Below are 25,733 nucleotides of genomic sequence, written 5' to 3'. Positions count from 1 at the left end.
ATGAAAGGGTGGAACTCCAATGCACGACATCGAACTTGATATCTCTTTCGGCAAGCACCGTGCCGACACCGCATGGAAGCCGGAATATTTAACGTGGGACGAGTTCGTTGACCGGCTGCGGAAGGTTCGCCGAACGTCCGAAACCATCGCCGAGTACGACAAAATGCACAACATCGCCCGCCATAAAGCCAAGGACGGCCCGGCCTTCGTCGGCGGGTTAGTCCGGGGCGGCCGCCGCAAGAAGGAGAACGTCGACACGCGTAGTCTCATCACGCTGGACGCCGATCACATCACCGACGACGGGTTCCTGTTCGCCTGCGAACTCGTCCTTGGCGGCACGGCCTACGCCGTCTACTCCACGCACAGCCATCGCCCGCACGCGCCGAAGTACCGCCTCGTCGTTCCCGCCGATCGCACGATGACGCCGGACGAATACGCCGCCGTCGCACGCAAGATCGCCGAGCAGATCGGCATGTTGTACTTCGACAGCACGACGTTCCACGTACACCGCCTGATGTACCTGCCGTCCTGCTCGAAGGACGCGGAGCCGTTCCTTGAAGTCGTTGACGGCGACCCGCTGTTCGTCGACGGCGTGCTGGCGGAGTATGACGACTGGCGCGACGTCATGCAGTGGCCCCGGCATCCGGATGCCAAGATCGAGCGCACGGCGGCGCATCGGATGGAAGATCCGAGAGTCAAACAGGGTGTGATCGGGGCGTTCTGCCGCCTCTTCTCCATCTCCGAGGCGATCGAGACCTTCCTGCCCGACACCTACGAGGCGGTGGACGACACGCTGACGCGGTACACGTTCGTCGGCGCGAGCTCCTATGGCGGTCTGGTCGTGTACGATGACGACACGTTCGCCTACTCGCACCACGAGAGCGATCCCTGCTCCGGCAGAGAGGTCAACGCGTTCGATCTCGTTCGACTCCACAAGTTCGGCGCGCTGGACGACCGCGCCAGCGAGAAGACGAACATCACGAAATTGCCGAGCTACACGGCCATGATGGCGTTTGCCGCGAATAACGGTCGGGTGAAGCGTGAAATGCTGTCTCAGTTGTCGGATGATTTTGCCGAAGCAGAGGCGGAGAGCGACGAAGAGGGTCCACAGACCGATTGGGTCGAGGAGCTGAAGACGTCCGAGAAAACCGGGCTCCCACTGCCGACGGCGAAGAACGCCGAGTTGATCCTGAGCAACGGGGCGTTCTCTGGCGTTCTGGCGTATGACGCGTTTGGCAATACGGAGGTCATCCGCAAGGCGTTGCCGTGGCGGCCTCGTGAGCGTCCGCACGAGGACTATGAGCCGTGGCTCGCGGCGGACGACAAACGGCTGTTGCATTGGTTCGGAAAGAACTACGAGATCAAAGCGGCCAGCACGATTCAGAACGCGTTTACCGAAGTGGCGCACGCGAATCGCTTCCATCCGATTATCGAATTTCTGGAGGCACAGGAATGGGATGGGCGAGAGCGAGTGGAGCGGCTGTTCATTGACTACCTGGGCGCGGAAGACTCCGCCTACGTGCGGGAAGTCACCCGCAAAATGTTTGTGGCTGCCGTCAAGCGGCTGTATGAGCCGGGCTGCAAGTTCGACTACATGCTGGTGTTGGTGGGTCCGCAAGGTGCCAACAAAAGCACGATCATTCAAATGTTGGCGCAGCGGTGGTTCTCCGACTCGCTGAAAACCTTCGACAGCAAAGAGGCGGGCGAACACCTGCAATCAGCATGGATCTTCGAGTTTGGCGAGCTTGCGGGGATGAGCAAGACGGAAGTCGATGAGATCAAGCAGTTCATCACCAAGCGATCGGACAAGTACCGCGTTGCCTACGACCGCGTGATCACAGACTTCCCGAGGAAGTGTGTCTTCTTCGGCACGACGAACAACTGGAATTTCCTGAAGGACCCCACCGGGAACCGCCGCTTCTGGCCGGTGACGGTCGACCCGGCGAAACGCACGAAATCCGTTTTTGAGCACCTGACCACCTATGAGATCGGCCAATTCTGGGCGGAGGTCTTGGAGATGTACCGTGCCGGTGAGGAGTTGATGTTGTCGCCGGAGATCGACCGCGAGGCAAGCCTTGTGCAGGGCCTGCACATGGAAGACGACCCGCGTGTGGGGCTCATTCAGGAGTGGTTGGAAACGCCTGTACAACCCGACGAGTGGGCTGATGAGCCTGAACCTTATCTGCGTGACCGAGTGTGTGCGGCTCAAATTTGGGCTGAGTGCCTACACAACAAAACCGGGGCGATTCGAGCTTGGGAGGCACGTGAAATTCTCGACCTCATGCGACGCATACCGGGGTGGAAGGAGCGACCCGGCAAAGCCCGCATGGGAGAGTATGGCATCCAAAGGGTGTTTGAAAGAGTCAAATGATGTTGCCGCGAGGTATGGCAACGCACGGCAACAGACGGCAACGACGGCAACAAAAGCCGGTATCACCCGTTGCCAATGTTGCCGTGAAGTTGCCGTAAAACGGAAGTGATCGGCAACGTCAAAAAGCCAGTAGTACCAAGGCTTCAAACGCAGTTGTTGCCAATGTTGCCGTAAATCTTCTATTAAGAAGTATTTGTAAAGAGCATAGGAAGAGGAAAAAGGGTGATTATATGCTGTCCTATGCTAAACGCATTTTAGGCGGTACGCGCGTGGCGCGCCTGTGTGCGCGTAACACGGCAACGGGAGGTCTGTCAAGTGGTTTGTTGACGGATTGCAGGGTCGGGCGATTGCCGTTGGTGCGAGCGACGAAACGAAAGCCGCCTGTGCACGCGTAACACATAAACCGAAAACAACTCAAACTCAAGATTTGATTTACAACGGAGGCGATGGAGCTTGAGAGAGTCAGCATTGGAGCGCCGCTTGGTGCGGGAAGTCGAAAAGATCGGCGGCGAGTGTTTGAAATGGACGAGTCCCGGCAACCGAGGTGTGCCTGACCGCATCGTCATCGTGCCGTCCGGCCGCGTTTACTTCGTCGAGATGAAAGCTCCCGGCAAGCCGCTGGAGCCGCTACAGGAGCGGTGGGCGAAGCGCCTGAAAGCATTAGGTCAAAAATGGTACAAGATCGATTCTGAAATTGGAATCAAGCGATTCATCGAGGAGGTGATGGCGGCATGACGGTCTTCGTCCCGCACAAGTATCAGGAGTACGCAATTGAACGGATCATCGACACGGAGTTTATTGCGTTGCTTTTGGAGATGGGCTTGGGCAAAACGGTGTCTACGTTAACCGCGATTGACAAATTGCTAAACGACTATTTCGAGATCGAGAAGGTGTTGGTTGTCGCGCCGCTTCGAGTGGCCGACGACACCTGGGCGCGGGAGGTCGAGAAGTGGGATCACCTCCGGCACCTGCGCATTTCGAAAGTGCTGGGGAGCGCCGATCAGCGTCGTAAGGCGCTGGCAGCGGAAGCCGACATCTACGTCATCAACCGCGAAAACGTCGAGTGGTTGGTTGGCGAGATCGGTCCGACAAATTGGCCGTTTGACACGGTCGTCATTGACGAGTTGTCGTCGTTCAAGAATCATCAGTCCAAGCGGTTCAAAGCCTTGCGGCGCGTCCGTCCGAAGATGAAACGCGTGATCGGCTTGACCGGAACTCCGGCACCAAACGGCCTGATCGATCTATGGTCCCAGATCTACTTGTTGGACCAAGGGGAGCGTTTGGGCAAGACGATCGGAGGATACCGCGATCGGTACTTCGTTCCGGGGCAACGGAGCGGACACACCGTGTACGAGTGGAAGCAGAAGAAGGAATCCGAGGAACGGATTTACGAGGCAATTGGCGACATTGCCGTCAGCATGAAAGCCGAGGATTGGCTTGACCTTCCCGAACGAATTGACCGAACCGTTCCAATCCGTCTTTCGGATAAGGCGTGGGCGTTGTACAAAAAGCTGGAGCGTGACTTGCTTCTCCCTTATGCCGACGCCGACGTTGTCGCCAGCACCGCCGCCGTGCTGTCCAACAAACTCCTGCAGATGGCATCCGGTGCAGTGTACGACGAGGATCGCGGCGTCAAGGAGATCCACGACGCCAAGCTGGACGCTTTGGATGACATCATCGAGGCGGCGCAAGGCAAGCCGGTGATGGTGTTCTATAACTTCCAGCACTCCTTGAATCGGATTCAGCAACGCTTCCCGTACGCGAAGACCCTGCGGAAAGGGAAAGACGGCGTGGAGGACATCCGGGCGTGGAACAACGACGAAACGCCGCTTCTTCTCTTGCATCCTAAAAGCGCCGGCCACGGCCTGAACCTGCAGGAGTCGAGTTGTCAGACCGTCGTGTGGTACGACCAGATTTGGAGCTTAGAGGAAGACCAACAGGCGAATGCCCGCGTCTACCGGCAAGGACAGACGCGCAGCGTCATCATTCTGCGGTTGGTTGCTGAGGGGACGATGGACGAAGAGGTTGTGAAGGCGATCGAGGAGAAAGCCGCAGGCCAAGAGGAAATGAAGCAAGCGTTGAAAGCACGGATCGAGCGCGTGCGCGACGATGCGTGATGCAAAATCCCAATCGTTGTGAATTTGACCGAAAGCGGGTGAGGGGACGTGAGCAAGAGCCAGCATGACTTACTGCTGCAGTACAAGAAGACCCGACGGGATCTCAGGGCGAAACACGACCGCACCGAGAGCAAAGAGGATCAGGCTCTGCTGTCGCAGATGATTGGCGATGTGGAATTCGTGATCGAGTGGTTGAGCACGGGGCGGCAACCGGAGAGCCGCCGGGGCATCGACCGCCGGTCGGTGTACGAGCTGACCAAGGTTTGGGACCCCGAGTGGTTCAAAGAGTTCGTCGCGCCGGTCGCTGCAACATCCGAGTACGAGCTGAGCCTGAGTGATGAGTTCAGTCTGGATGACGCCATGACCGGACTGAGTGAACGCGAGCGTCAGTGCTACGTGCTGCATGTAGGGTTTGACTATTCCATGTTGCAAGTAGCGCAGGAACTTAACATAAAAAAAGCGAGCGTCCAAAATCACCTCAAAGAAGCCGCAAAGAAGATAAAAAATAATAGGACTAGAGACATGTTTTCGATTGTAGTCTAGGTATTTAGTACCTTTTTGTGGCAGGATCAATAGGGTGAAAAACTCAAAATAGTTAACCATAACGTCAAACGCGCATCCAACAACATATGAGAATGCGCGTTTTTTGTTTCGTTTTGTTTACCGTAAAAGGGGGTCATACGGTTGCCCACATATAGTGAGAGGGTCTTTTCGGGAAACGCCAACCAACACTGCCTATCACGATGCCGACCAACGTCAGCGCCGTCCGGCCACGCCGCGTTTCCCATCCGACCCGCTTTAGTTATTTTGAATCTGATTGAATCAGTTGATATTTTGTATCTGTTGTTTACTATCAGGGGTCGTAGGTACTTCCGGCGAGGGTGAACGTATGCGGGTGCGCGCGACCCCAAAAACCGCCTAGATTCAAATTCAAAAACTCACTTCCGTTTCCGTTTTAAGCAGAGCGTGGGAAAGCCGCGAAGTCAGGTGCACCAATACTTTCTGCAACCTGTATGGGGTGCCAGAAACGGAAAATAGCATGTATTTTTACTTCCGGATTGAGAGAGGGGGTGGAATGGGTGGGAAACAGCATTGACGACTTGGTTTCTACGAGCGAATTAGCCCGTGTTTTCGGTAAAAGCACACGTTGGGTCAATGATTTGACCCATGACGAGGTCTTAGAGAAAGTGAAACACGGCACATATCGCCTCCCTGATAGCGTGCAACGCTACATTGAACACCTCAAAAAGCAGTATGAGGAGGGCGGCGGCATTGATTATGCCTTCGAAAAGGCCGCTCATGAACGAGTGAAACGCAAGAAGGCAGAGATCGAGCTGGCAGCGATGGAAGGGCAAATGCACAGTAGCGCGGATGTGGAAACCGTCATGAATGACATGGTTGGTAATTTTAGAGCAAAAATGCTGGCGTTGCCATCCATATTAGCCCCTCAACTCGTAGGAATCACTGAAATTCCGGTTGTTTTTGACATGTTGAGCCGAGAAATTCACGACGCACTCACTGAATTGTCCGAGTACGACCCTCAAACGTTCCTTGCAATCAGTGAGGACTACGTGGAGGTCGACGACGATGAAAGTAGCGGCTAAAACTCTAAAACTCTTCCGTGCGGCCGCGAATTTAGTAGCTCCTCCTCCTCCACTCACCGTTTCGGAATGGGCGGACGAACATAGACGTCTTTCTCCGGAATCCTCGGCGGCACCGGGGCGCTGGAGAACGGATCGCGCTCCGTTTCAACGCGAAATCATGGACTCCGTCAATGATCCGGAGAGTGAAACTGTCATCGTGATGAGCTCGGCGCAGGTCGGCAAGACGGAATTGATTCTGAATACGATCGGATACTTCATGGACCATGACCCTTCGCCGATCATGTTGATCCAGCCGACTTTGGAAATGGCAGAGACGTTCTCGAAGGATCGCCTTGCCCCTATGCTTCGCGATACTCCTAAGCTCAGAAGCAAGGTGAAAGGGGCGAAGGGGAAGGACAGCGGCAACACGTTGCTCCACAAAAACTTTGCTGGCGGCCAAATTACAATGGCCGGGGCAAACTCGCCTGCGTCGCTTGCCAGCCGCCCTATTCGGGTTGTCCTTCTTGACGAAGTGGATAGATACCCTGCGTCAGCTGGTACAGAGGGGGACCCTGTTTCTCTCGTTTCCAAACGAACTACAACGTTCTGGAACAGAAAGAGAATCATGGTGTCAACACCAACGATTGCGGGAGCGTCCCGAATTGAAGACGAGTATTTGAGCAGCACTATGGAGGAATGGTGTTTGCCGTGTCCGTCTTGCGGCGAATATCAACCACTGGAATGGTCACGCGTCCATTTGGAGGACGCGAAGATGGCGTGTGAGTGCTGTGGGTTCCATTTTTCTGAGTTTGAATGGAAAAACGGAGTCCAAAAAGGGAAATGGATCGCGCAGCAAGAGTCAACGAAGCGCGGGTTCCATTTGAACGAACTTGCCAGCCCGTGGAAACGTTGGACTCAGATCATCGCTGAGTACAACGAGGCAAAAGACGATGACGAAATGCTTAAGACGTGGTGGAATACCGCGCTTGGCTTGCCGTGGGATGAAATGGAGCAGCATGCAGACGAAGAAGACCGCATTGAAATTACGGAAAAGGGATTGTGCGATAGACAAGAGGACTACAGGGCGGTTGTACCTGACGACGTTCGTGTTTTAACTGCTGGCGTTGACGTGCAGGGGAACCGGTTGGAAGTTGAAGTTGTGGGGTGGGGACGCGGAAAGGAATCATGGGGGATTGAGTACCGGCAGATTGTCGGTGATCCGGCGAAACCCGAGGTGTGGGCGAAGCTCGATGAGTACCTCGATCGCATTTGGCGTAGAGCTGATGGCATGGGGTTGCGTGTGGCATCCACCACGGTTGACTCAGGTGGCCACCACACGACGGAGGTCTATCGCTACTGCGTCGAACGGGAGTACCGGAACGTCTGGGCGATCAAAGGTAAAGGCGGGTATGGCGTGCCGGTTGTCGGCCGCGTGTCCGAAACACCACGTGAGAAGGCGCATTTGTTTATCATCGGGGTCGACGATCTCAAGGGTAAACTCATGACTCGCTTGAAAGCGCAGGTGCCAGGGCCAGGGTACTGTCATTTCCCATCCGACCCGGAACGCGGGTACGACGAGACGTATTTCAAAGGCCTGCTGTCCGAGAAAAAAGTTATTCGTCGCCATCGGGGTGTGAAGCGGATCAAGTGGGTGAAGAAGTCAAACGTCCGAAACGAGCCGCTTGACTTGCGGAACTATGCGACCGCTGCTCTCGAAATTCTCAACCCAAACTTGGAAGCACCGGCGAGATTGATCGGCGACTACAAAGGGAGCGGAAGCCAAGCAAAACCCGCTAAGAAAAAACGCCGCGGCGGTACGTTGAATCGCGGAATTTCCGTGTAAGGAGGTGAAAAGGAACATGGCATTTACGCTGGAACAGGCACAAAAACACTTGGAAACGTGGATGGCCGCCGAATTGGCGGTTGCAACGGGTCAAAGCTACACGATCGGCACACGTTCCCTGACGAGAGCGAATCTGAAAGACATTCGTGACTCCATCACGTATTGGCGCGGCGAAGTGGACCGCCTCAGCGGCACGACACGCCGCCCGCGTGTGCGTAGAATCGTTCCGCTCGGATGATGAACGTTGTTGACCGCATGATTGCTGCGTTCTCCCCGAAAACAGCCCTGAAACGGTCGGTTGCTCGCAAACAACTGGAAATCTTGAACTCAGGCTATGGAAATCACGGGGCAAGCCGCTTGAAAAAGTCGCTCCAAGGGTGGAATTTCGCCGGTGGGAGTCCGTTGGAGGACATCGTTTTCAACCTCGATGTGCTCCGGCAACGCTCTCGTGATCTTTATATGGGCGGCGCTTCGCTCTCGACGGGCGGGTTGAAGACGATCAGAACGAACGTCGTCGGCACTGGATTACGCCTCAAGCCTGCTTTTGACGCTGAATTTTTGGGCTTGGACGACCAACAAGCCGCCAATTTAAAGCGAACGATCGAGCGCGAATGGGAAATGTGGGCCGAAACTCCGGACTGCGACGCCATGCGGATGGACAACTTCTACCAGCTCCAACAGTTAGCCTTCCTCTCTATGCTCATGTCGGGCGACGTCTTCGCTTTGTTGCCGATGAAACCAAGGAAGAACAGCGCATATGATCTCCGGATACGTCTCATCGAGGCTGACCGCTGTTTGAACCCGAACAGCCTCAGTGATGCTGACGTGATTTTCGGAAGTGTTGACGGCAAAGACATCAAAGGCGGCGTCGAAGTCGACGAAGACGGCGAAGTCGTGGCGTACTGGTTCCTGAATCAGCATCCACTCTCCTATGTCTCGAATTTCAAGCGCGAGTGGAAACGTGTAGAGGTGCGCGGTCAAGAATCCGGACGCGTGAACGTGCTGCACCTAATGGAAAAGGAGCGACCGGAGCAACGACGAGGCATTCCAATCCTCGCGCCGGTCATCGAATCATTCAAACAGCTCGGACGGTATACCGAGGCTGAGTTGATGGCGGCGGTGATCTCCGGCATGTACACCGTTTTCGTGGAGTATGAAGGGGCTGCCTCCGATTCGCGACTGCTTGGATCAGATGGCGGGTTTGACACCGGCGACGATGACGAAGATGAAGCGCCGGAATACGCATTGGGCAACGGCGCGATCGTCGGGTTGGAGCCAGGACAGAAGATCTCGACCGCAAACCCCGGACGACCAAACGCACAGTTTGACCCGTTCGTCACCGCGATTCTGCGCCAGATCGGTTCCGCTCTTGAAGTGCCGTATGAATTGCTGGTGAAAAACTTCAACGCTTCGTACTCAGCAAGCCGAGCGGCCATGCTGGAAGCGTGGAAAATGTTCCGCATGCGTCGCGCTTGGATGACGGCCGACTTCTGCCAACCGATTTACGAAGAGTGGTTTGCGGAAGGCGTGGCAAAAGGCAGGATTCCTGCTCCGGGCTTCTTTAGAGATCCCGTCATACGCAAGGCTTACACCAAAGCGGTTTGGCATGGTCCGTCCCAAGGTCAAATTGACCCCTTGAAGGAAGGGCAGGCTTCAAAACTCTTGGTCGAGGAAGGTTTCTCGACACGCGAGGCGGAGACGGCCAAACTCAACGGCGGCGACTACGAGATGAACGTGCGCCAGTTGTCGCGAGAACAAAAACTGCGCCAAGAAGGAGGTATCGAAATTGGGCAACCAGCACCAGAACAACAGCAACAACCAGAAGCCCCCGCACTTCTGGAAGATGGCGATCTCGCCGAGGAACAGTAGCGCTGCTGAAATTTTGCTTTACGGTCCGATCAGCGAATCTACGTGGTGGGGCGACGAGATCACCCCGCAACAGTTTGCCGATGACTTGGCGGCGCTTGGTCCGGTGAGCGAAATCACCGTGCGGATCAACAGCGGCGGCGGCGATGTTTTTGCGGGCATGTCGATTAACGCGATGCTGAAACGCCATGCTGCAACCGTTACGGTATACATCGACGGTTTGGCGGCTTCCATCGCCTCGATTATCGCGATGGCAGGCGACAAGGTAGTTATGCCACGCGGTTCGATGATGATGGTTCACAATCCGTGGTCGAGCCTTTGGGGAGGTGATGCGAACGATTTTAGAACTGCCGCCGATGTACTGGATAAAATCCGGGACTCGATGATTGAGGTGTACGCTGCACGAACCGGCCTGACGTCCGAAGAACTCAAGTCCATCATGGACGCCGAGACGTGGATGACGGCGACTGAAGCGGTTGAAAAAGGGTTTGCAGATGAGGTAGAAGATGCCATTCCGGTATCCGCGTCAGCGCGGGGGCGGATGGCATTTTTTAATGGGGTCGAACATGATCTCACTCGTTTTATGAACGCCCCGAATCTTCCTGAGCACGTACCGCCGCCAGCGCCGACACCTGCACCAGTACCGAAAAACGAAGGAGTGAAACCCATGAGTCTGACGTTGGAAGAATTGAAAAATAAGTACCCGGACGTGTACTCGGCCGCCGTTTCCGAGGGTGCGACTACTGAACGCGCCCGCATGAAGGCGATCGACGAACTCGCGATGCCCGGTAACGAAGAAATCCTCGCCAAAGCGAAGTATGAAACCGGCATCTCGGCTGCTGAAACGGCTGTCGCGTTGATCAAGGCCGACAAAGAGCGTCAAGCGCAGTATCAAAACGCACTGGTCAACGACGCCCAAGCCTCCGGCGTGAACGATCTCACGCCCGCGGCCGCACCGGTTACGCATGGTGCAGGGGCACAAGCTCAACAAATTCAACAGGTCGGCGCGGATATCGCGAAAATCGCCGCTGGCTTGCGGAGGGGGAGATAATCCATGCCGAAACAACTGATGACCACTCTCGGCTCCTTGGAGTTGGACAACCTGTTTGCCGGAAGTACCGCCGACGTTGTGGTCGGAACGGTCACGCTGAAAGAGGGCAAAGTGTACAAGCACGGAACCGTGCTGGGGTACATCGACGCGGAGCACAAAGCTGATATCGTCGACTCCACCAAATCGGACGGGACTGAACGTCCGTACGGCATCTTGGCTGACACCAAGGACGCTACTTCCGGTGATGTGATTGCTGAGATCTATTTCACTGGCGAGTTCAACAAAGCCGCTCTGACCTTTGGCGGCACCGATACCGCAGAGACTCATCAACGCGTCTTGCGTGAAATCGGTATTTTTCTGAGCACGAACCAAAAAGCGTAAGGGGGAGCAAACGATGCCCGAAATTGATATCTACGATCCGCGGATCATGCACGCGGCAATTCTCCAGATTCCGCCGGCAAACACCTTCCTGAAGAACCTGTTTTTCTCCACGACAGAAACGTTCTTCACCGAGCACGTTGACATCGACTACTACAAGGGCGGGCGGAAGATGGCTCCGTTTGTCTCGGATCGTAAACCCGGCAAAGTCATGGACCGCCGCGGCTTCACCACCAAGACGTTCACGCCGCCGCAAATCAAGCCGAACCGCATCTTGACTCCGAAAGACCTGCAAAAACGTTCGATGGGAGAAAATATTTACTCCCCGAAGAGCCCCGAAGAGCGGGCAAAGGAATTTTTGGCCAAGGACTTGATCGAGATGGACGATGCAATCACGCGCCGCGAAGAGTGGTTGATTTCTCAAATCATGTTCAATGGCCAAGTCCATATGATTGGTGAAGACGTTGATCAGATTCTTGATTTTAACTTCACCAACAGTGTTGAACTTTCTGGAACTGATCTCTGGACATCTCCGGACAGTGACCCGTTGGAAGACCTGAAAAACTGGCGGCTTTCGTTGGTCCAGAAGTCCGGATTCAACCCCACCCACGTCATCATGGCGTCCGATGTGGTGAGTACCTTCGTCCGACACCCCGTCGTTAAAGATTTGTTGCACAACCGCCGTATGGAACTCGGGCAAATCAAAACCGAACTCCTCCCGAACGGGGTAACATTCGTGGGGACGCTCAACGAAATCGGTTGCGACATTTACAGCTATGACGAGTGGTATGTTGATGACGACACCGATCCGGATCACCCGACTGAAAAGTCGATGGTTCCGCCTGGTCATGTGCTGATGGCATCCACTCGCGCAAGATCCACGCTCTTGTACGGTGCTGCCACCCTCATGAATGAGGCGACGAAACAGTTTTACACCGTCGAAGGCACCCGCATCCCCGATACGTGGGTAGAAAAGAACCCGGCTTCCCGCACGCTGGCATTGTACAGTCGCCCGCTGCCGGTGCCGCATGACATCGACTCTTGGTATGTCGCCAAGGTCATCTAATGTCGTTCAAGGATTTCCTTCAAAGTGACCTCCAAAACGTATTCCTCAACCCTGACGAGTTCGGAGAAACGCACAAAATCGACGGTGCGGAGGTCATCTGCATCGTCGACAGCGATTCTCTCAGCTCACAACCGGTGCATGAGGGCGTGTACCTCGCTGTGGTCAGGCTGTTTGTTGAAAAACGGCTGCTCAAAGAAAAGGTGCCCAAAAAGTACGCCATAGGCTCACGGCTCAACCTTGACGGCCAAATGTACTACGTCTCGAATCTCGCAAACAACGTCGGTATGCTGGAGTTCACCTTGGAGGCGAACGAGTCATGATCGATCTCGATGCAAAAGAGACGTTGAAGGAAGCTGAGAGAAGCGTCAAGCAGATCCAGAAAGCTGTTCCGCGTGCCTTGTCGGCCGCGATCAACCGAACGACAACCGGCTTGAGGACGGAGGCCGTCAAGAAGGTTCGCGAAACCTACGACATCAAGGCGAGCGACGTCCGCCCAACCTTCCGTCTCGGGCGGGCGACACCCTCCAACCTCGAAGCGGACATCCAATCGAAAGGCCGAGCGATACCGTTGATCCGGTTCAATACCAAACCCAAGGCGCCACCTGCCAACGGCAAGAGGCGCCTTGTTACTTCATCTGTTAAGAAGAGCGGCGGGAAGAAGTTGCTACATGCGTTCGTCGCGCGCGTCGGCGGTCACATTGGCGTGTTGGAGCGCGTCGGCAAGTCGCGTCTTCCGCTAAAAGAGTTGTTTGGTCCGTCCGTGCCGGTCATGCTAAACGAACCCGGCATCACGGATCACCTGAACAAAGAAGCGGATCGGCGCATGACGGAGCGTTTTGATCACGAGCTGAACCGACTTTTGGGAGGTGGAACGCGTTGACGGCGTTTATGTTGATGACGGCTATTCGGAGCTTTTTGAATAATGTCGTCAAAGATACTAGCTTTGAAACGACCGAGGGGACGAACAAACCCCCACAAGTTCTTGACGGGTGGCTGCCACCGAAAGGTGAGGGGGACGGTCCAGACTATCCGTTCATTCTCGTGCGTCCGATCGAAGGAGAGGACATCTGTGGTGTTTCGGCATCCGCGCAGGTGAAGTTGTTATTCGGCACCTATTCGAATGACGCCAACGGGTTCCTTGACGTCATCAACCTGATGGAGCGCGTGAGAATCGCACTCCTGACTGCTGGAATCATCGACGGAAGTTTCCGTTTGGATTCGTACAAGTGGAAACTTTTTGAAGAGCAGCCCGCACCCGAATTCGTCGGCGAGGCTGTTTCTTTTTGGACCCTACCCACCATTGTGCAGGAGGTAAATTTGGATGACTAAACACGGTGTTTTTGCGAGCGAGTCGGCGACCTCGTCGATCCCGACGGCAGTCGCTGCCGCTGGCGTGCCGGTTGTATTCGGCACCTCGGCCATTCACCTCTCCCAAAGTCTCAATATCCCAGTGGGCGTGCCGTTGCTCTGTCAAAGCTACGAGGAGGCAGTTGCATCCTTCGGGTACAGCGACGATTGGCGTTCTTACACACTGGGCGAGTTCATGCACGCGTATTTCAAACTCTACGAAAAAGGCCCGGCTGTCTTCGTGAACGTGCTTGATCCGGCCAAGCACAAAACCCACGTCCCGAACACGGCACTCATGGTGCAGGCGGGCAAGGCTACGGTTCAAGACGCGGGGATCATGGCCGACTCCGTCGAGATTGACGACGGTGCGGACGTGCTCACCTCCGGCACCGACTACACGCTTTCGTTTGACGCCAGCGGCAACCTGCTCGTCGCCTTCGGTCAGGGTGTTGCGACCGACTCCTTGACGATCACCTATGACAAGCTCAACCCGGCGGGCGTAACGGGCGCGGATATCGTCGCTGCGCTTGAGTTGGTGGAAGAGGTTTACCCGCGCTTCCGTCTCCTGCCGAGCCTGCTCCTTGCGCCCGGCTGGTCGGAACTTCCGGAAGTGGGTACGAAGATGGCTGAAAAAGCATCGAACATCAACGGCCACTTTAAGGCTCTTGCTGTAACGGACGTGCCCACGAGCACTGTGAAGAACTTCGTCGACGTGCAGAGCTGGAAAGAAACGTACCTCCAAACTTCGCCGCACCAGTACCCCATGTGGCCGCTCGTTACGAAAACAGGAAAGACCTATCATCTGTCCACCCACGCCGCCGCCGCGATCGCGATGACGGATGAAACGTCCCAAGGCGTCCCTTACGTCTCCCCGTCGAACAAGGTCTTGAAGGTCGACGGCGCGGTGCTCAAGGACGGCACGACCGTGTTCCTTGGTCCCAACCAAGCGCAAACCATCAACTCCGTTGGCGTCGCCACGGCACTCAACTTCGTTGGCGGTTGGAAGTTGTGGGGGAACCGCACCGCCGCATACCCGACGCCCGGCGGCGAGCCCAAAGACGTGTTTGTTTCGGTTCGTCGTATGTTCGACTGGATCAGCAACACGATCACACTCAAGTATTGGGAGAAGCTCGACGGCCCGATCACAAAACGCTTGGTTGAATCCATCACCGACGATAATCAACTTTGGTTGAACGGACTGACGGCAATCGGAGCGTTGCTCGGCGGCCGGATCGAGTTCAACGCATCGGAGAATCCGCCGGAAAATCTCTTGGACGGCAAGATGGTGTTCCGCGTGCGCGCAACTCCGCCGTCGCCGGCCGAGGAAATTAACTTCGTCATCGAGTACGACGCACAGTATCTCAGCGCGATCTCAGGAGGTGCGACCGCGTGAAGCAAATCGACGAAAAACTGATCAACTATTCGGTGTACCGCGACGGGACCGAATGGCTCGGTACGGCTGACGTGCAACTTCCTGCCATCGAGGCGCTGACTGAAACCGTGAAGGGCGCGGGGATTGCCGGTGAAGTGGATACCCCTACGCTCGGGCACTTCGGGGCTATGTCCGTAACGTTGAACTGGCGGACCATGAACGCCTCTAACCTTCGACTTTCACAACAAAAAACTCATGCCTTGGACTTTCGTGGAGCCGTGCAAAATTATAACTCCGCAACCGGTCAATTCACGTCTGTCGGCGTGAAAGTGAGTGTTCGCGCCATGCCGAAGAAGACTGATCCCGGAAAGTTGGAAGCGGCGGCGGCTATGGGGTCGTCCAACGAATTGGAAGTCACCTACCTCAAAATCATGGTCGACGGCAAAAAGCTGGTCGAAATCGACAAATTCAATTTCATCGCGGAGTTCGACGGCGTGGACGCGCTGGCGGCCGTTCGCGAACAACTCGGAATGTAATGCAGGGAAGGGGCCAAACAAACATGACAGAAAACAAAAACATTTTCAAACTCTCCAAGTCGGTGAATTTTGATGGTAAAGAGTACACCGAACTCACTCTCGCATTCGGCGAGTTGACAGGCAGCGACATCCTTGCTGCAGAGGCGCAGTATCTTGGCACCGGTGGTCAACCGACTGTTCTGGAAACGTCCAAGCGGTTTCAGGCGATCACCGCAGCAAAAGTGGCGAAGGTGCCGGTTGAACTCATCTATCAACTCTCGGCAAAAGACTTCTCCAAAATCACGATGCAGGTGCAGAATTTTTTGCTCGCGTAGGGCTCGACCGCAACGGGGGGCAGTTGCTTAGACAAGCGGCTGCTTCCTTGGCGATCGGGGTAAAAACTCCAGTTCCGTACTGGTTGAGCATGACGTTGCTGGAGTTGATGCGATGGATCAGCGACATCAACGCGATGGAGCGGAGGTGAGCGTTTGGCGAAAGTGTATGAAATAGCGTTTAAACTCGGTGCACAGCTCGAATCGACGTTCTCCTCCTCGCTCACGCAGGCTATGGGGTCTTTTCAGCAAATCCAGCAGCAGTTAAAACACCTGCAGAACACCAAAGGGAACCCCAACTCATTGAAACCGCTCCGGGATCAATTAAAAGACCTGCTTTCCCAGCTTGGTTCTGCGTCTAATATGACAAAAACCCTCGGAGGAGCATTGAAGGAATTGGGTCCAGTGCTCGCGGGGGCAGGGGCGGTAATTGGCATCACCGTCGGTTTGCACGAGGCCGTTGGAGCAGCCAATGACTTTCAGAAAACGTTGAATCACATAGTAGCGGCGACTGGTGCCTCCAGTGAGGAAATGAAGTCCTTGCAGGAGATCACGACTGACCTTTACAACACCAACGTCGGTGACAGTTGGGAAACTCTGTCGGATGCTCTGATTAAAACCCGCAATATCACAAAATTGACGGGGTCTGACCTCGAAAACGCCACAAATAACGCTCTTGCTCTCAAAGATGTTTTTGAGTTTGATGTCACCGAATCGGTCAAAACGACCGACACGATGATGAAAAACTTCGGCATGACGAGCGAAGAGGCGTTCAACCTCGTTGCGCAAGGTGCACAAAACGGGTTGGATAAATCCGGAGAACTCCTTGACTCGGCGAACGAATACAGTCCATATTTTAAGGCGCTCGGCTTCACGGCGAACGAGATGTTTGATACCTTCTCGGCTGGCCTCGAAGCGGGCGCTTTTAATTTGGACAAAGTAGGCGACGCAGTCAAAGAATTCAACATACGGGCGAAAGACGGATCGACAGGCACAGCGCAAGCCTTCCAAGCGCTCGGGATGGACGTCAACGAAATGTCGCACACGCTCGCGCAAGGCGGGCCGACGGCAAAAGCGGCGTTTAACCAAGTTGTGCAGGCTATCTCCTCGATCGAAGACCCCGTCCAACGGAATCAAATCGGCGTTCAACTCATGGGCACGCAGTTCGAGGATTTGGAGGCAACCGTTGTTTCTGCAATGGGCGAGGCCCGCTCTCAATTCGACATGACGAAAGACACGATGGGGAGCATTCGAGAAGTGCGTTTCGGAACCATCGGGGATGCCTTCACAGGAATTGGGCGGCAGATCGAAACCGGAGTCATAATCCCGATCGTTCAAAAGTTGCTCCCTAGCTTCGATTGGATATCGGAAAAATTGGGTGCGGCGATCCCGTACATTCAGCAGTTCGGAAGCGGCTTCTTGGATGCGTTGGAACCTGTTATCGGCATGTTCCAGACTGTTGGGCATTGGATCGGGGATATCTTCCAAAGTGATATTGTTCAATCCTATTTCGCATTTCTCGGGCAAAATTTCCAATCGCTTGGGGATTTCGCGGGGATTGTCTTTGGCGGATTGATGGCTGGATTCGAGAATTTGAAGCCCGCGATTGAAGGAGTGGGAAGTTTTCTGTCCGCCTACATCCTCCCGGTGCTCGGCTCTATCGTTTCTTTCGTGCGTGACGAACTTTCACCGCATGTGCAGGCTGCGTTCAACGCAATCGCTCCCGTTGTGGCGTCAGTGTTTGGGAAAATCGGAGAGGCAATGGCCGCGATTTGGCCGATCATTCAGCCCATTTTAGCGGCTCTAATGACCGCTTTCCAAACCATTTTTCCGGTCATCAAGGAAATTGTCGTGACGGCATTCGACGCGATCGGCGGCGTCATCAAGGGCGTTCTTGAAATTTTCGGTGGCGTCATCGACTTCATCACCGGCATTTTCACAGGCGATTGGGAGAAGGCTTGGACGGGGGTAAAAGAAATTTTTGGCGGGGTTTTTGACACCTTAGGTTCCGTTCTGTCGTTCCCGATCAATCTTGGCATCGATCTGATAAACCTTGCAATCAGAGGTCTAAACAAAATTCAAATCGACGTGCCGGATTGGGTCCCGGTTGTGGGTGGCAAGCACTTCGGGTTCAGCATTCCGGAGATCCCGAAGATCGGCGGGTATGCCGAAGGCGGAGTTGTCACGAGTCCCGAAATAGCTTGGGTTGGTGAGGGTGGCGACACCGAGGTTATCGTACCTATTAACAATTCGCAGCGTTCCCGCGACCTCTGGCAGACTGCCGGCAACATGTTGGGGATGGATACCAGCAGCGGGCAAGGCGGGGGCTTTGGCGGCATCACGGTCCAGAGCTCCCCGACGATTGTCGTACAGGGCGGCGGGCCCGACACCCAAGCGCAGGTTCAACGTGCACTCAGCAACAACAACGACGACCTGATCTCGAAATTGAAACAAATCCGGCTACAGGAGGCGAGGTTGAGTTTTGGCTAAGGCGTACACTAGCATCCAAGGCGACACTTGGGACTCGATCTCGTACAAGCTGTACGGGACCGAAAAACACATGACGGTGCTCATGGAGGCGAACCCCTCGATCATGAGCACCGTTATTTTTGGCGCGGGAGTCGCGATCACCGCCCCTGACGTGGGCCAGCAGACGACAACCAACTTGCCGCCGTGGAAGAGAGGGTGAGGCGATGGAGGCGCGGCACGTCGAACTCGATCTAACCTATGAGGGCGTCAATATCTCTCAGGAACTCGCAGGATACCTTCTCGATTTTTCGTACCAAGACAACGCAGACAAAGCCGACGACCTGCAAATCAGTTTGCAGGATGCTTCCGGCGTATGGCACGGGAACTGGCTCCCGCGTAAGGGCGACAAAATCGAGGCGGCGGTCAAAGTTATCAATTGGGGAGATGACGAATCTACCGAAACGCTTCCGTGCGGCACGTTCGAAGTTGACACCGTGGGATTCAGCGGACCGCCTGACGTCGTGCAACTCAAGGCGGTTTCCATCCCAATCGGCGGGGCGCGCTGGGAATCTCGTTCACAGGGATGGGAGAACATTCGGTTGTCTGCCATCGCCAAGGACATTGCTGACCGCGCAGGTCTGAGCCTATGGCTTGACATCGTTGACGATCCTCTCTACGACCGACAGGACCAGACGGAACAATCGGACCTTGCTTTTCTCCAGTCACTCGCGACAAAGGAGGGGATTACGACCGTCGTAACGATGACTCAATTGTGTTTGATCGACGAGGAAAGGTACGAAATGGAGTTCCCAATTGCGACTATCGAAAAGGGGAAAAATAACGTCCTTTCATACTCGTTCGACAGCTCAACGGTAGACTGCGGATACAGCGCATGTGAAGTCACGTACCTTGATCCTCAGAAAAAAGTCACGTATCACGGGTATTTCAAACCTTCTTGGGCACCGGAAAACGGTCCAGTGTTGAAAATCAACGACCGCGTGGGCTCCGATGAGGAGGCGCAGCGGCGCGCGAAAACGGCCTTGCGCGAGAAAAACAAATCCGGCACACAGGGAAAGTTTACGCTCATGGGGGACATCAACCTGTTGCAGAGCTTCACAGTTGATGTGGTGGGTTGGGGAGACTTTGACGGGAGGTACATCATAGACAGCGCCACGCACAAGATCGGAAGCGGCGGTTACACGGTCGATCTCTCCATAAGAAAGGTGTTGTACACATGGTAATCACAAATCTGTTGCGCGCAGGTATCGTGTCGGCCGTCATTCCCGAGCGGTGCGCGGTGGTGGTGGCATTCAACGACAAAGACAATCTTGTCTCCCGTGAGTTGCCGGTGCTGGTCCCGAAGACGCTCCGCGCGAAATATTTCAGGTTGCCGGACGTCGACGAGAGCGTGCTTTGCGCGTTCCTCGGCAACGGTATCGAGACGGGATTCTGCCTCGGTGCATTTTATACGGCCGTCGACCTGCCGCCCACCGATTCGATGGATGTGCAGGGCGTATGGTTCGATGACGGCAGTTTTTGCGTGTACGAGGTGGCGTCAGGAATGATGACCGTTTTCGCCAAAGGGGACATCGTCCTGCGATCCGAAAGCGGCTCCGTGGTAGTCCAAGGGGACCTCCGCGTCACCGGGCAAATTTACGGAGCTGGATACGCATGATCGGGGCATTAGGTGACGTCGTTTTCGTCGCCTCGGCGGACACGATCCGGACCTTTGAGGACTTCAAACGTTCATCCTCCGGACGATGGGCGGCGCACGCCGTGCTTGGCAAAAAGCCTGTTTCACAGTTTATCGGTCCGGATCTCGACAAAGTGACGTTCAAGATCAGGTTCGACGTGATGTACGGGATGAACCCGCGCGCCGAGCTGAATCGCCTTTTGGAAATGCAGCGGTCCGGCGTGGCGGTGCCGTTGGTCATCGGCGGAAAGGCGCTCGGTGTAAACTTGTGGGTGGTAACTGACTTGGATCAGGATTGGAACACCATTGACAACAAAGGGAACCTATTGAAAGCCAACGCGAATATAACGCTGCAGGAGTACGCATAGGAGGTGGTTTTGTGTATGAGGTGATCGGCGGCCAACCGTTGCCGGTGAAGTTCGGGGCGGTGGGCATCGAGGAAATCAAGCAGAACGTCTATACCGCGCTCACCACCGCGCAAGGGTCCGTTCCGCTCGATCGCGGCTTCGGGCTGAACATGGAGAACCTTGACGATCCTCTTCCGCTCGCGAAGGCGCGCCTTACTACGCAGGTGGTGGCGGTGGTACAGAAGCAGGAACCGCGTGTCATCGTTGAATCTGTGACATTCGCAGGCGACGACGCCGCCGGTCAGTTGGTTCCTGTTGTTAAATTCAGGCTCAGAGATGGGGTGATAGTGTGAGTGGAATTCAGTTCGTCGAGGCAGACCCCGACAAAACGACGACAAGCATCATCACCATGTATGAGTCCATCACAGGGAAAAAGCTGTTTCCGGCAGATCCGGAGCGGCTTTTTTTGTTGACTATCTCGCAGATCATCGTCCAGCAGCGCGCATTGATCAACGCGACGGCGAAAGAGAACCTGCTGAGGTATGCAACCGGCGACGTGCTGGATGGCATCGGGGAAACCGTCTGGACGCCCCGCTTGGAGGCGGCTCCTGCTACCGTAACGGTGCGCTGGTGGCTCTCCGCTCCCCGCGCCGAGGTTGTGTTGATCGAGAAGGGGAAGAGGGTCAGTCCGGGCGGCGGTCTCTATTTTGCGGTTGCAGCGACGACCGAAGTTCAGACGGGGGATTTGTACGCGGACGTCGTTTGCGAGTGCATGCAGGCGGGCACGATCGGGAACGGCTTTGTGCCCGGTCAAATCAATCAAATCGTTGACCCGATTGTTTGGCTCTCCCGCGTTGAAAACATCACGGTCAGTGCCGGTGGTACTGATCGAGAAAGTGACGATCGCTACAGATCGCGGATTCGAACCGCGCCTGAGCGGTTCTCCGTCGCGGGACCGTCCGGCGCATACGAGTACATCGTGAAGGCGGTGGACGAGCGAATTGTTGACGTGCTGGTCTACTCTCCAGCCGCTGGTGTTGTTGAGGTTCGACCGCTGCTTGAGGACGGCGTGCCCGGAGACGACGTCTTGAGCGCCGTGGCGACCGCGCTGAATGACCGGTCTGTACGGCCGCTGACCGACAACGTCCGGGTGCTGGCTCCGGAAAAATCCGCCTACAGTATCGACCTCACGTACTGGATTAACGAGGAGGACGCAACCGACGCAACCGCGATCCAAGCAGCGGTGCAAAAAGCCGTCGACGACTTCCAAGTTTGGCAACGTTCAAAGCTCGGGCGGGACATCAACCAATCCGAGCTGTACCGACGCGTGCTGAACGCGGGGGCGAAGCGGGCGGAAATCAGGTCTCCGGTGTTCGCGCAACAGGCACAGACGCAGATCGCCGTCGCCTCGTCGGTACATGTTGCGTTCGGGGGCCTTGAGGATGCTTGATCTAAAAACCGTCCACCTTCTCGACTTGGTTCCGCCGAACATCCGCGATGACCCGACCGTAGCGGCGGCGGCCGAAGCGATCAACGGTGAGCTGCAAGCCGTCAACAGCCTAATTCCGCTTGTCTCCCTCATGAAAACCCTCGACGCGCAGGCGGAAGACGTGGTCGACGAACTCGCATGGCAGTTCCACGTCGACTTCTACGATCCATCCCTGAGCATCGAGCAAAAACGCGCGCTCGTCAAAAATTCAATCAGTTGGCACCGGCGCAAAGGGACACCAGCGGCGGTGGAAGAGTTGATAGCCACTTTGTTTGGAGAGGGCAGGGTAGAGGAGTGGTTCGAGTACGACGGTGAGCCGTACACGTTCCGCGTCATCACCAACAACCCCGCCGTCACAGAGGAAAAGGCGTTGGAGTTTGCGCGCGCGGTAAATTCGGTCAAAAACACGCGCTCCCGACTTGATAAAGTCATCGTGGGTGACAGCAAGAGGATGCCGCTGTACATCGGATTCGCGGTACACATCGGCGAGAAATTGACCATAAGGCAGGTGTAAGCAAGCATGAGTTCCTTCGGTGGAATCAACCTCACCAACCGGGGCAGGGCGTTGCAGTTGAAGGCGCAGGCAGGGACACAAATCAAATACACGAGGATCAGCGTGGGTGACGGTCAACTTGGTGGACGTTCCCCTCTCGATCTCAACGCACTGATCAGCGAAAAGAAGTCCCTTGCAATCAACAAATGCAAATTGCAGTTGGACGGAACGGCCGTAGTCGGTGCCGTGCTCTCAAACCAAGACGTCCAAGCAGGGTTTTACTGGCGTGAGGTCGGCGTGTATGCGCTCGATCCGGATGCCGGCGAAATCCTTTTTTGTTATGCGAACGGTGGGACGACCGCCGAATACATCCCGGCGACGGGTGGTCCTGAGGTAGTCGAGAAACAAATTGACATCGTTACCATCGTTGGGAACGCGACCAACGTCACCGCCGTTCTGGACAAGTCCCTGCTTTTCGCGTCCGCGCAGGACTTGCAGGCGCACGTAGGCGACAAAAGTAATCCGCATGGCGTGACGGCAGCGCAGGTGTGCGCGATCCCGGAAGCGATGCGCGGGGAGCCCGGCGGCGTCGCTGCACTCGACGAGGACGGCCTTCTTATTCCGGATCAGTTCCCGCCGCCGTCGGCATACGGAGCGTTGCCCGCTGGCGTTTGGAACCAATCTGTCCGGATTGATCCTGCGTACGAAATGAGTTCCGACACGCGTAGCGTGAGCGTTACAAACGGGACGAACGGGTTGATTTCCGGTGTGACGGTTACGGACCCGACAAGCAACAACGCCACGGTTGCGGCCAATTCCCTCGCCTATGGCTCAAACGGGTTGGTGAGCAAGGTCACTACCACAGTTGGTGCGCACAAGAAAACCGTGACGATCAATTACGGATCGAATGGGTTGTTCTCCGGATTGACCAAAACCTTTGTGTAAAGGAGCGTGGAAGTATGGCAGATGGGGACGTAATTGTATGCGGAGGCGGGCAAGTTGTTACGCTTGGCTCTGACTACGGCGGCACACCGCAATTCCGACCGCAAAAAATCGACTCAAGCGGGCGGCAGTACGTTGCGATTGATCTCGACAACACCACGGGCACCGCCGCAACGGGTGTGAACATGCTGGCCGGAGGCAGCGGGAAATTCGGCTGGATCTCCAGCATCTACTCGGCGGTGCTCTCGATCGGCACAACGCTGTCGAACGTCTNTTCGGCTGGATCTCCAGCATCTACTCGGCGGTGCTCTCGATCGGCACAACGCTGTCGAACGTCTATTCTGCGTTGACCAACGGCACGCAAAAAACGCAGATCACGTCCACGCCGTCGCCGCAGGCGATGACCGCGACGCCGACAGCAGGGCGGGTTAACATCAACGCGGGCGCTGCCGCTGTGCCTCTCAGGGCTGGCGGTACGGACTTGGCGAACCGAAAGATGCTGTTGATTCGGAATGTTTCCTTGCTCGGAGGTGCTGTTCTGTATGTGGGTGGCGCGGGAGTGACCGATGCGACCGGCTGGCCGATCAATCCCGGTGAGCAGTTCGTCATCGATCAAAATCCGTCGAACACAGCGACCTTGTACGGGTACTCGACAAGCGCTTGTACGGTGGCCATCATGGAGGTGGCATAATGTCTGCTCATGTGACAAATGTGACTCAACCGCGCGGCTACCGCCAGCCAACGTACACCACATCTTCCACAAGCTACGTCCCAGCAATCGCCGTGACCGGATCCGGCAGACTCTCTTGGGTGTCACTTCAATGCTCGACACTTTCCAACATTCGTCTAACGATAGACGGAGTGGTTCTTGGAACCGCGGCGACGAAGTCAACGACTGCGACTTGTTACCTGCAGGCTGACATGAGCGCCGCATTTACAACTTTTTGTTTTTTGGACATGCAGTTCAAGCAATCACTGCTTGTTGAGATCAGTGTAAACGCAGGCGGAACGGCCACCGCCAATATCGGGTACGAAATATAGGAGGTGGAGAAAGTGGATGGAATCGTTTTTCTCGGGCCTGATCTAAAGCCGCTGGCGCAGGAAGAAGGCGGGATGCCTTTCCGCGTGATCGTTACAGGAAGCGCGATCGGATATGAACCGGTATCCCCGCCGCCNCCGCCGCCCCCTCCGTCACTAGGCGACATTAAATCCGCGCGCGTCTCCGAATTGAACGCCGCCTGTAACGCCGCAATCCTCGCGGGTTTTTCCTCCTCGGCGTTGGGTGAAACGCACACTTACGATTTTGACATGGAGGCGCAAGCCAACCTCACGGGTATGCTGGCGGTCATGAACGCCGACGATTCGATGAACGGAACCGTCTGGAAGACCACCGACGCCGGGCCGTTGCCGCACAACCGACAACAGTTCATCGCGCTCTGCCGCGACGGGCTCAATCACAAAAACGACCTCATCGCCCGGTACTGGACGCTAAAAGCACAGGTCGAGTTAGCGGAAACGGAAGAGGAGGTGAACGCGATCGTATGGGAGACGCCGACAACTACCTAATTGCAGGAGACATCCTGCTCGTTCGCGGCAAGGAGATGCACCGCAAGCGTCGGGAGTGGTTGCGCTGGCTGATCTCCGCCGCGATCTCCTCGTTGACCGGCAGCGAGTACACGCACGCTGCCATGTACGTGGGAAACGGCGCAATCATCGACGTGGACGTTGGCCGCCGCGTCGCGATGCGCCCGATATCGGAGCTGGACTGCTTCGACGCTTTCCGCGTGGTAGGAGCCACAAACGCAGATCGCCTTGGGGCGGTCTCTTTTTGTTGGCGGCAGATCGACAAGAGGTACGACTATCTTGCCGTCGCCGCGATCGCGTATGAACGCCTCACCGGGCGGGTATGGCCGTTGGCGCGTGAAGATCCGCATCGTTGGTTTTGCTCCGAAATGGACGACAGCGCGTGGAAACTTTCATCGGAGCCGGGGCGGGTGACTCCGGGCGACCTCGCAACAAATCCAAAAGTACAACGGGTCCACCAGTCCACCGACGAGCTGGTGGCTTTGTTTTAGAAACGGAGGGGTAAGGGATGGAACAAACCGTGTTGAGCTTCTTTCAGACGCAGGGGCCGTGGGCTCTCCTATTCGTCTTGCTTTTCCTATGGGTGCTCCGCGAGAACCAAAAGCGAGAGGCCCGCCTGATCGACGTGATCGATCGGCTGAGCGACAAGTACGACGAAATGGCTGTCGACCTGCGCGACATCAAGGATTCTCTAAAAAAAACCGCCTAGTGTAAACTGGGCGGTTCGTATTTTGATCAAGTTATTCAAATGAGAGAGAGGTTTTGAAAATGTCCAAACTCATCTGCATTGACCCTGGCCACGGCGGGGATGATCCGGGCGCGTGCGCGTCCGGTGCCCGCGAGAAAGACATTACCTTGCACATCGGCCTCCAGCT

General features: G+C 55.8%; 32 protein-coding genes. All 32 read left to right on the top strand.

The window, feature by feature from the left end; all coding sequences use genetic code 11:
- The first annotated feature begins 19 nt into the window (after positions 1–19).
- On the top strand, positions 20–2,371 hold the full coding sequence (locus tag EL26_RS01710) for a virulence-associated E family protein (protein WP_038083848.1): 2,352 nt from the start codon (positions 20–22) through the stop codon (positions 2,369–2,371).
- A 453-nt stretch (positions 2,372–2,824) separates the two neighbouring features.
- A complete protein-coding gene (locus EL26_RS01705; protein ID WP_038083845.1) occupies positions 2,825–3,106 on the top strand; it encodes a VRR-NUC domain-containing protein in 282 nt (93 codons plus the stop codon).
- The gene (locus tag EL26_RS01700; protein ID WP_038083842.1) at positions 3,103–4,488 is read left to right on the top strand and encodes an SNF2-related protein; all 1,386 of its coding nucleotides are present in this window, start codon (positions 3,103–3,105) and stop codon (positions 4,486–4,488) included. The genes EL26_RS01705 and EL26_RS01700 overlap by 4 nt, the downstream gene beginning before the upstream one ends.
- Positions 4,489–4,536: 48 nt before the next feature.
- Positions 4,537–5,031, top strand: coding sequence for a sigma factor-like helix-turn-helix DNA-binding protein (locus EL26_RS01695; RefSeq protein ID WP_052035871.1), 495 nt, complete (start codon positions 4,537–4,539; stop codon positions 5,029–5,031).
- Positions 5,032–5,567: 536 nt separating this feature from the next.
- Complete coding sequence (locus EL26_RS01690) at positions 5,568–6,092, top strand: type IV toxin-antitoxin system AbiEi family antitoxin domain-containing protein (RefSeq protein ID WP_038083840.1); 525 nt, start codon at positions 5,568–5,570, stop codon at positions 6,090–6,092.
- Entirely contained in the window at positions 6,076–7,914 is a 1,839-nt protein-coding gene (locus tag EL26_RS01685; protein ID WP_038083838.1) for a phage terminase large subunit family protein, read from the top strand. The genes EL26_RS01690 and EL26_RS01685 overlap by 17 nt, the downstream gene beginning before the upstream one ends.
- A gap of 16 nt (positions 7,915–7,930) precedes the next feature.
- On the top strand, positions 7,931–8,152 hold the full coding sequence (locus EL26_RS01680) for a DUF6148 family protein (RefSeq protein ID WP_038083837.1): 222 nt from the start codon (positions 7,931–7,933) through the stop codon (positions 8,150–8,152).
- A complete protein-coding gene (locus EL26_RS01675; RefSeq protein ID WP_238546033.1) occupies positions 8,149–9,783 on the top strand; it encodes a phage portal protein in 1,635 nt (544 codons plus the stop codon). Before EL26_RS01680 ends, EL26_RS01675 begins: the two co-directional genes overlap by 4 nt.
- Positions 9,701–10,831, top strand: a complete 1,131-nt coding sequence (locus EL26_RS01670) for a head maturation protease, ClpP-related (RefSeq protein WP_052035870.1) — start codon at positions 9,701–9,703, stop codon at positions 10,829–10,831. Before EL26_RS01675 ends, EL26_RS01670 begins: the two co-directional genes overlap by 83 nt.
- Before the next feature lie 3 nt (positions 10,832–10,834).
- Positions 10,835–11,212 carry a head decoration protein gene (locus EL26_RS01665; RefSeq protein WP_038083835.1) on the top strand — a complete coding sequence of 126 codons (378 nt, stop codon included), beginning with the start codon at positions 10,835–10,837 and terminating at the stop codon, positions 11,210–11,212.
- A 13-nt stretch (positions 11,213–11,225) separates the two neighbouring features.
- A complete protein-coding gene (locus tag EL26_RS01660; protein ID WP_038083833.1) occupies positions 11,226–12,275 on the top strand; it encodes a major capsid protein in 1,050 nt (349 codons plus the stop codon).
- The gene (locus tag EL26_RS01655) at positions 12,275–12,595 is read left to right on the top strand and encodes a hypothetical protein (protein ID WP_038083830.1); all 321 of its coding nucleotides are present in this window, start codon (positions 12,275–12,277) and stop codon (positions 12,593–12,595) included. Before EL26_RS01660 ends, EL26_RS01655 begins: the two co-directional genes overlap by 1 nt.
- On the top strand, positions 12,592–13,155 hold the full coding sequence (locus EL26_RS01650; RefSeq protein WP_038083827.1) for a phage tail protein: 564 nt from the start codon (positions 12,592–12,594) through the stop codon (positions 13,153–13,155). Before EL26_RS01655 ends, EL26_RS01650 begins: the two co-directional genes overlap by 4 nt.
- Positions 13,152–13,604 carry a hypothetical protein gene (locus EL26_RS01645; RefSeq protein ID WP_052035869.1) on the top strand — a complete coding sequence of 151 codons (453 nt, stop codon included), beginning with the start codon at positions 13,152–13,154 and terminating at the stop codon, positions 13,602–13,604. The genes EL26_RS01650 and EL26_RS01645 overlap by 4 nt, the downstream gene beginning before the upstream one ends.
- Complete coding sequence (locus EL26_RS01640) at positions 13,597–15,015, top strand: phage tail sheath family protein (RefSeq protein ID WP_038083826.1); 1,419 nt, start codon at positions 13,597–13,599, stop codon at positions 15,013–15,015. Before EL26_RS01645 ends, EL26_RS01640 begins: the two co-directional genes overlap by 8 nt.
- Complete coding sequence (locus tag EL26_RS01635) at positions 15,012–15,530, top strand: phage major tail tube protein (RefSeq protein ID WP_038083825.1); 519 nt, start codon at positions 15,012–15,014, stop codon at positions 15,528–15,530. The genes EL26_RS01640 and EL26_RS01635 overlap by 4 nt, the downstream gene beginning before the upstream one ends.
- Positions 15,531–15,553: 23 nt before the next feature.
- Positions 15,554–15,844: a phage tail assembly protein gene (locus tag EL26_RS01630; RefSeq protein WP_038083823.1), complete on the top strand. Its 291-nt coding sequence runs from the start codon at positions 15,554–15,556 to the stop codon at positions 15,842–15,844.
- A 23-nt stretch (positions 15,845–15,867) separates the two neighbouring features.
- Positions 15,868–15,993, top strand: a complete 126-nt coding sequence (locus EL26_RS26385) for a hypothetical protein (protein ID WP_274518861.1) — start codon at positions 15,868–15,870, stop codon at positions 15,991–15,993.
- Between the two features lie 13 nt (positions 15,994–16,006).
- Positions 16,007–18,331, top strand: a complete 2,325-nt coding sequence (locus tag EL26_RS23285; protein WP_238546038.1) for a phage tail tape measure protein — start codon at positions 16,007–16,009, stop codon at positions 18,329–18,331.
- Positions 18,324–18,530, top strand: coding sequence for a tail protein X (locus EL26_RS01620; RefSeq protein ID WP_038083821.1), 207 nt, complete (start codon positions 18,324–18,326; stop codon positions 18,528–18,530). The genes EL26_RS23285 and EL26_RS01620 overlap by 8 nt, the downstream gene beginning before the upstream one ends.
- 4 nt (positions 18,531–18,534) lie before the next feature.
- On the top strand, positions 18,535–19,551 hold the full coding sequence (locus EL26_RS01615) for a phage late control D family protein (protein ID WP_038083819.1): 1,017 nt from the start codon (positions 18,535–18,537) through the stop codon (positions 19,549–19,551).
- The gene (locus EL26_RS01610; protein ID WP_052035867.1) at positions 19,545–19,985 is read left to right on the top strand and encodes a phage baseplate assembly protein V; all 441 of its coding nucleotides are present in this window, start codon (positions 19,545–19,547) and stop codon (positions 19,983–19,985) included. The genes EL26_RS01615 and EL26_RS01610 overlap by 7 nt, the downstream gene beginning before the upstream one ends.
- Positions 19,982–20,371, top strand: a complete 390-nt coding sequence (locus EL26_RS01605) for a phage tail protein (RefSeq protein WP_038083817.1) — start codon at positions 19,982–19,984, stop codon at positions 20,369–20,371. Before EL26_RS01610 ends, EL26_RS01605 begins: the two co-directional genes overlap by 4 nt.
- Before the next feature lie 11 nt (positions 20,372–20,382).
- A complete protein-coding gene (locus EL26_RS01600) occupies positions 20,383–20,703 on the top strand; it encodes a GPW/gp25 family protein (protein ID WP_052035866.1) in 321 nt (106 codons plus the stop codon).
- Entirely contained in the window at positions 20,700–21,800 is a 1,101-nt protein-coding gene (locus EL26_RS01595) for a baseplate assembly protein (RefSeq protein ID WP_238546032.1), read from the top strand. The genes EL26_RS01600 and EL26_RS01595 overlap by 4 nt, the downstream gene beginning before the upstream one ends.
- On the top strand, positions 21,793–22,353 hold the full coding sequence (locus tag EL26_RS01590) for a phage tail protein I (RefSeq protein WP_038083812.1): 561 nt from the start codon (positions 21,793–21,795) through the stop codon (positions 22,351–22,353). The genes EL26_RS01595 and EL26_RS01590 overlap by 8 nt, the downstream gene beginning before the upstream one ends.
- 6 nt (positions 22,354–22,359) lie before the next feature.
- Positions 22,360–23,277 carry a phage tail-collar fiber domain-containing protein gene (locus tag EL26_RS23280; RefSeq protein ID WP_052035865.1) on the top strand — a complete coding sequence of 306 codons (918 nt, stop codon included), beginning with the start codon at positions 22,360–22,362 and terminating at the stop codon, positions 23,275–23,277.
- A gap of 451 nt (positions 23,278–23,728) precedes the next feature.
- Complete coding sequence (locus EL26_RS24825; RefSeq protein WP_152559141.1) at positions 23,729–23,965, top strand: hypothetical protein; 237 nt, start codon at positions 23,729–23,731, stop codon at positions 23,963–23,965.
- A gap of 422 nt (positions 23,966–24,387) precedes the next feature.
- Complete coding sequence (locus tag EL26_RS01570) at positions 24,388–24,840, top strand: DUF4376 domain-containing protein (RefSeq protein ID WP_476688354.1); 453 nt, start codon at positions 24,388–24,390, stop codon at positions 24,838–24,840.
- Entirely contained in the window at positions 24,816–25,349 is a 534-nt protein-coding gene (locus EL26_RS01565) for a C40 family peptidase (protein WP_038083803.1), read from the top strand. Before EL26_RS01570 ends, EL26_RS01565 begins: the two co-directional genes overlap by 25 nt.
- Before the next feature lie 17 nt (positions 25,350–25,366).
- Entirely contained in the window at positions 25,367–25,567 is a 201-nt protein-coding gene (locus EL26_RS01560; protein WP_038083799.1) for a BhlA/UviB family holin-like peptide, read from the top strand.
- 59 nt (positions 25,568–25,626) lie between these two features.
- On the top strand, positions 25,627–25,733 hold a 107-nt coding region (locus EL26_RS24310), incomplete at its 3' end, for an N-acetylmuramoyl-L-alanine amidase (RefSeq protein WP_161780639.1).

The sequence above is a fragment of the Tumebacillus flagellatus genome, assembly GCF_000714935.1.
GTDB lineage: Bacteria > Bacillota > Bacilli > Tumebacillales > Tumebacillaceae > Tumebacillus > Tumebacillus flagellatus.
The sequence above is the reverse complement of the archived record's forward strand: the minus strand, read 5'-3'. Positions and strand labels throughout refer to the sequence as shown.

Excerpts from the sequence above, each read along its gene's own strand:
- EL26_RS01560 (WP_038083799.1), top strand. The coding sequence starts at position 25,367 with ATGGAACAAACCGTGTTGAGCTTCTTTCAGACGCAGGGGCCGTGGGCT.
- EL26_RS01680 (WP_038083837.1), top strand. The coding sequence starts at position 7,931 with ATGGCATTTACGCTGGAACAGGCACAAAAACACTTGGAAACGTGGATG.
- EL26_RS01630 (WP_038083823.1), top strand. The coding sequence starts at position 15,554 with ATGACAGAAAACAAAAACATTTTCAAACTCTCCAAGTCGGTGAATTTT.
- EL26_RS23280 (WP_052035865.1), top strand. The coding sequence starts at position 22,360 with ATGAGTTCCTTCGGTGGAATCAACCTCACCAACCGGGGCAGGGCGTTG.
- EL26_RS01590 (WP_038083812.1), top strand. The coding sequence starts at position 21,793 with ATGCTTGATCTAAAAACCGTCCACCTTCTCGACTTGGTTCCGCCGAAC.
- EL26_RS01615 (WP_038083819.1), top strand. The coding sequence starts at position 18,535 with ATGGAGGCGCGGCACGTCGAACTCGATCTAACCTATGAGGGCGTCAAT.
- EL26_RS01605 (WP_038083817.1), top strand. The coding sequence starts at position 19,982 with ATGATCGGGGCATTAGGTGACGTCGTTTTCGTCGCCTCGGCGGACACG.
- EL26_RS01650 (WP_038083827.1), top strand. The coding sequence starts at position 12,592 with ATGATCGATCTCGATGCAAAAGAGACGTTGAAGGAAGCTGAGAGAAGC.
- EL26_RS01655 (WP_038083830.1), top strand. The coding sequence starts at position 12,275 with ATGTCGTTCAAGGATTTCCTTCAAAGTGACCTCCAAAACGTATTCCTC.
- EL26_RS01565 (WP_038083803.1), top strand. The coding sequence starts at position 24,816 with ATGGGAGACGCCGACAACTACCTAATTGCAGGAGACATCCTGCTCGTT.
- EL26_RS01675 (WP_238546033.1), top strand. The coding sequence starts at position 8,149 with ATGATGAACGTTGTTGACCGCATGATTGCTGCGTTCTCCCCGAAAACA.
- EL26_RS01665 (WP_038083835.1), top strand. The coding sequence starts at position 10,835 with ATGCCGAAACAACTGATGACCACTCTCGGCTCCTTGGAGTTGGACAAC.
- EL26_RS01710 (WP_038083848.1), top strand. The coding sequence starts at position 20 with ATGCACGACATCGAACTTGATATCTCTTTCGGCAAGCACCGTGCCGAC.
- EL26_RS01640 (WP_038083826.1), top strand. The coding sequence starts at position 13,597 with ATGACTAAACACGGTGTTTTTGCGAGCGAGTCGGCGACCTCGTCGATC.
- EL26_RS01685 (WP_038083838.1), top strand. The coding sequence starts at position 6,076 with ATGAAAGTAGCGGCTAAAACTCTAAAACTCTTCCGTGCGGCCGCGAAT.
- EL26_RS01700 (WP_038083842.1), top strand. The coding sequence starts at position 3,103 with ATGACGGTCTTCGTCCCGCACAAGTATCAGGAGTACGCAATTGAACGG.
- EL26_RS01660 (WP_038083833.1), top strand. The coding sequence starts at position 11,226 with ATGCCCGAAATTGATATCTACGATCCGCGGATCATGCACGCGGCAATT.
- EL26_RS01610 (WP_052035867.1), top strand. The coding sequence starts at position 19,545 with ATGGTAATCACAAATCTGTTGCGCGCAGGTATCGTGTCGGCCGTCATT.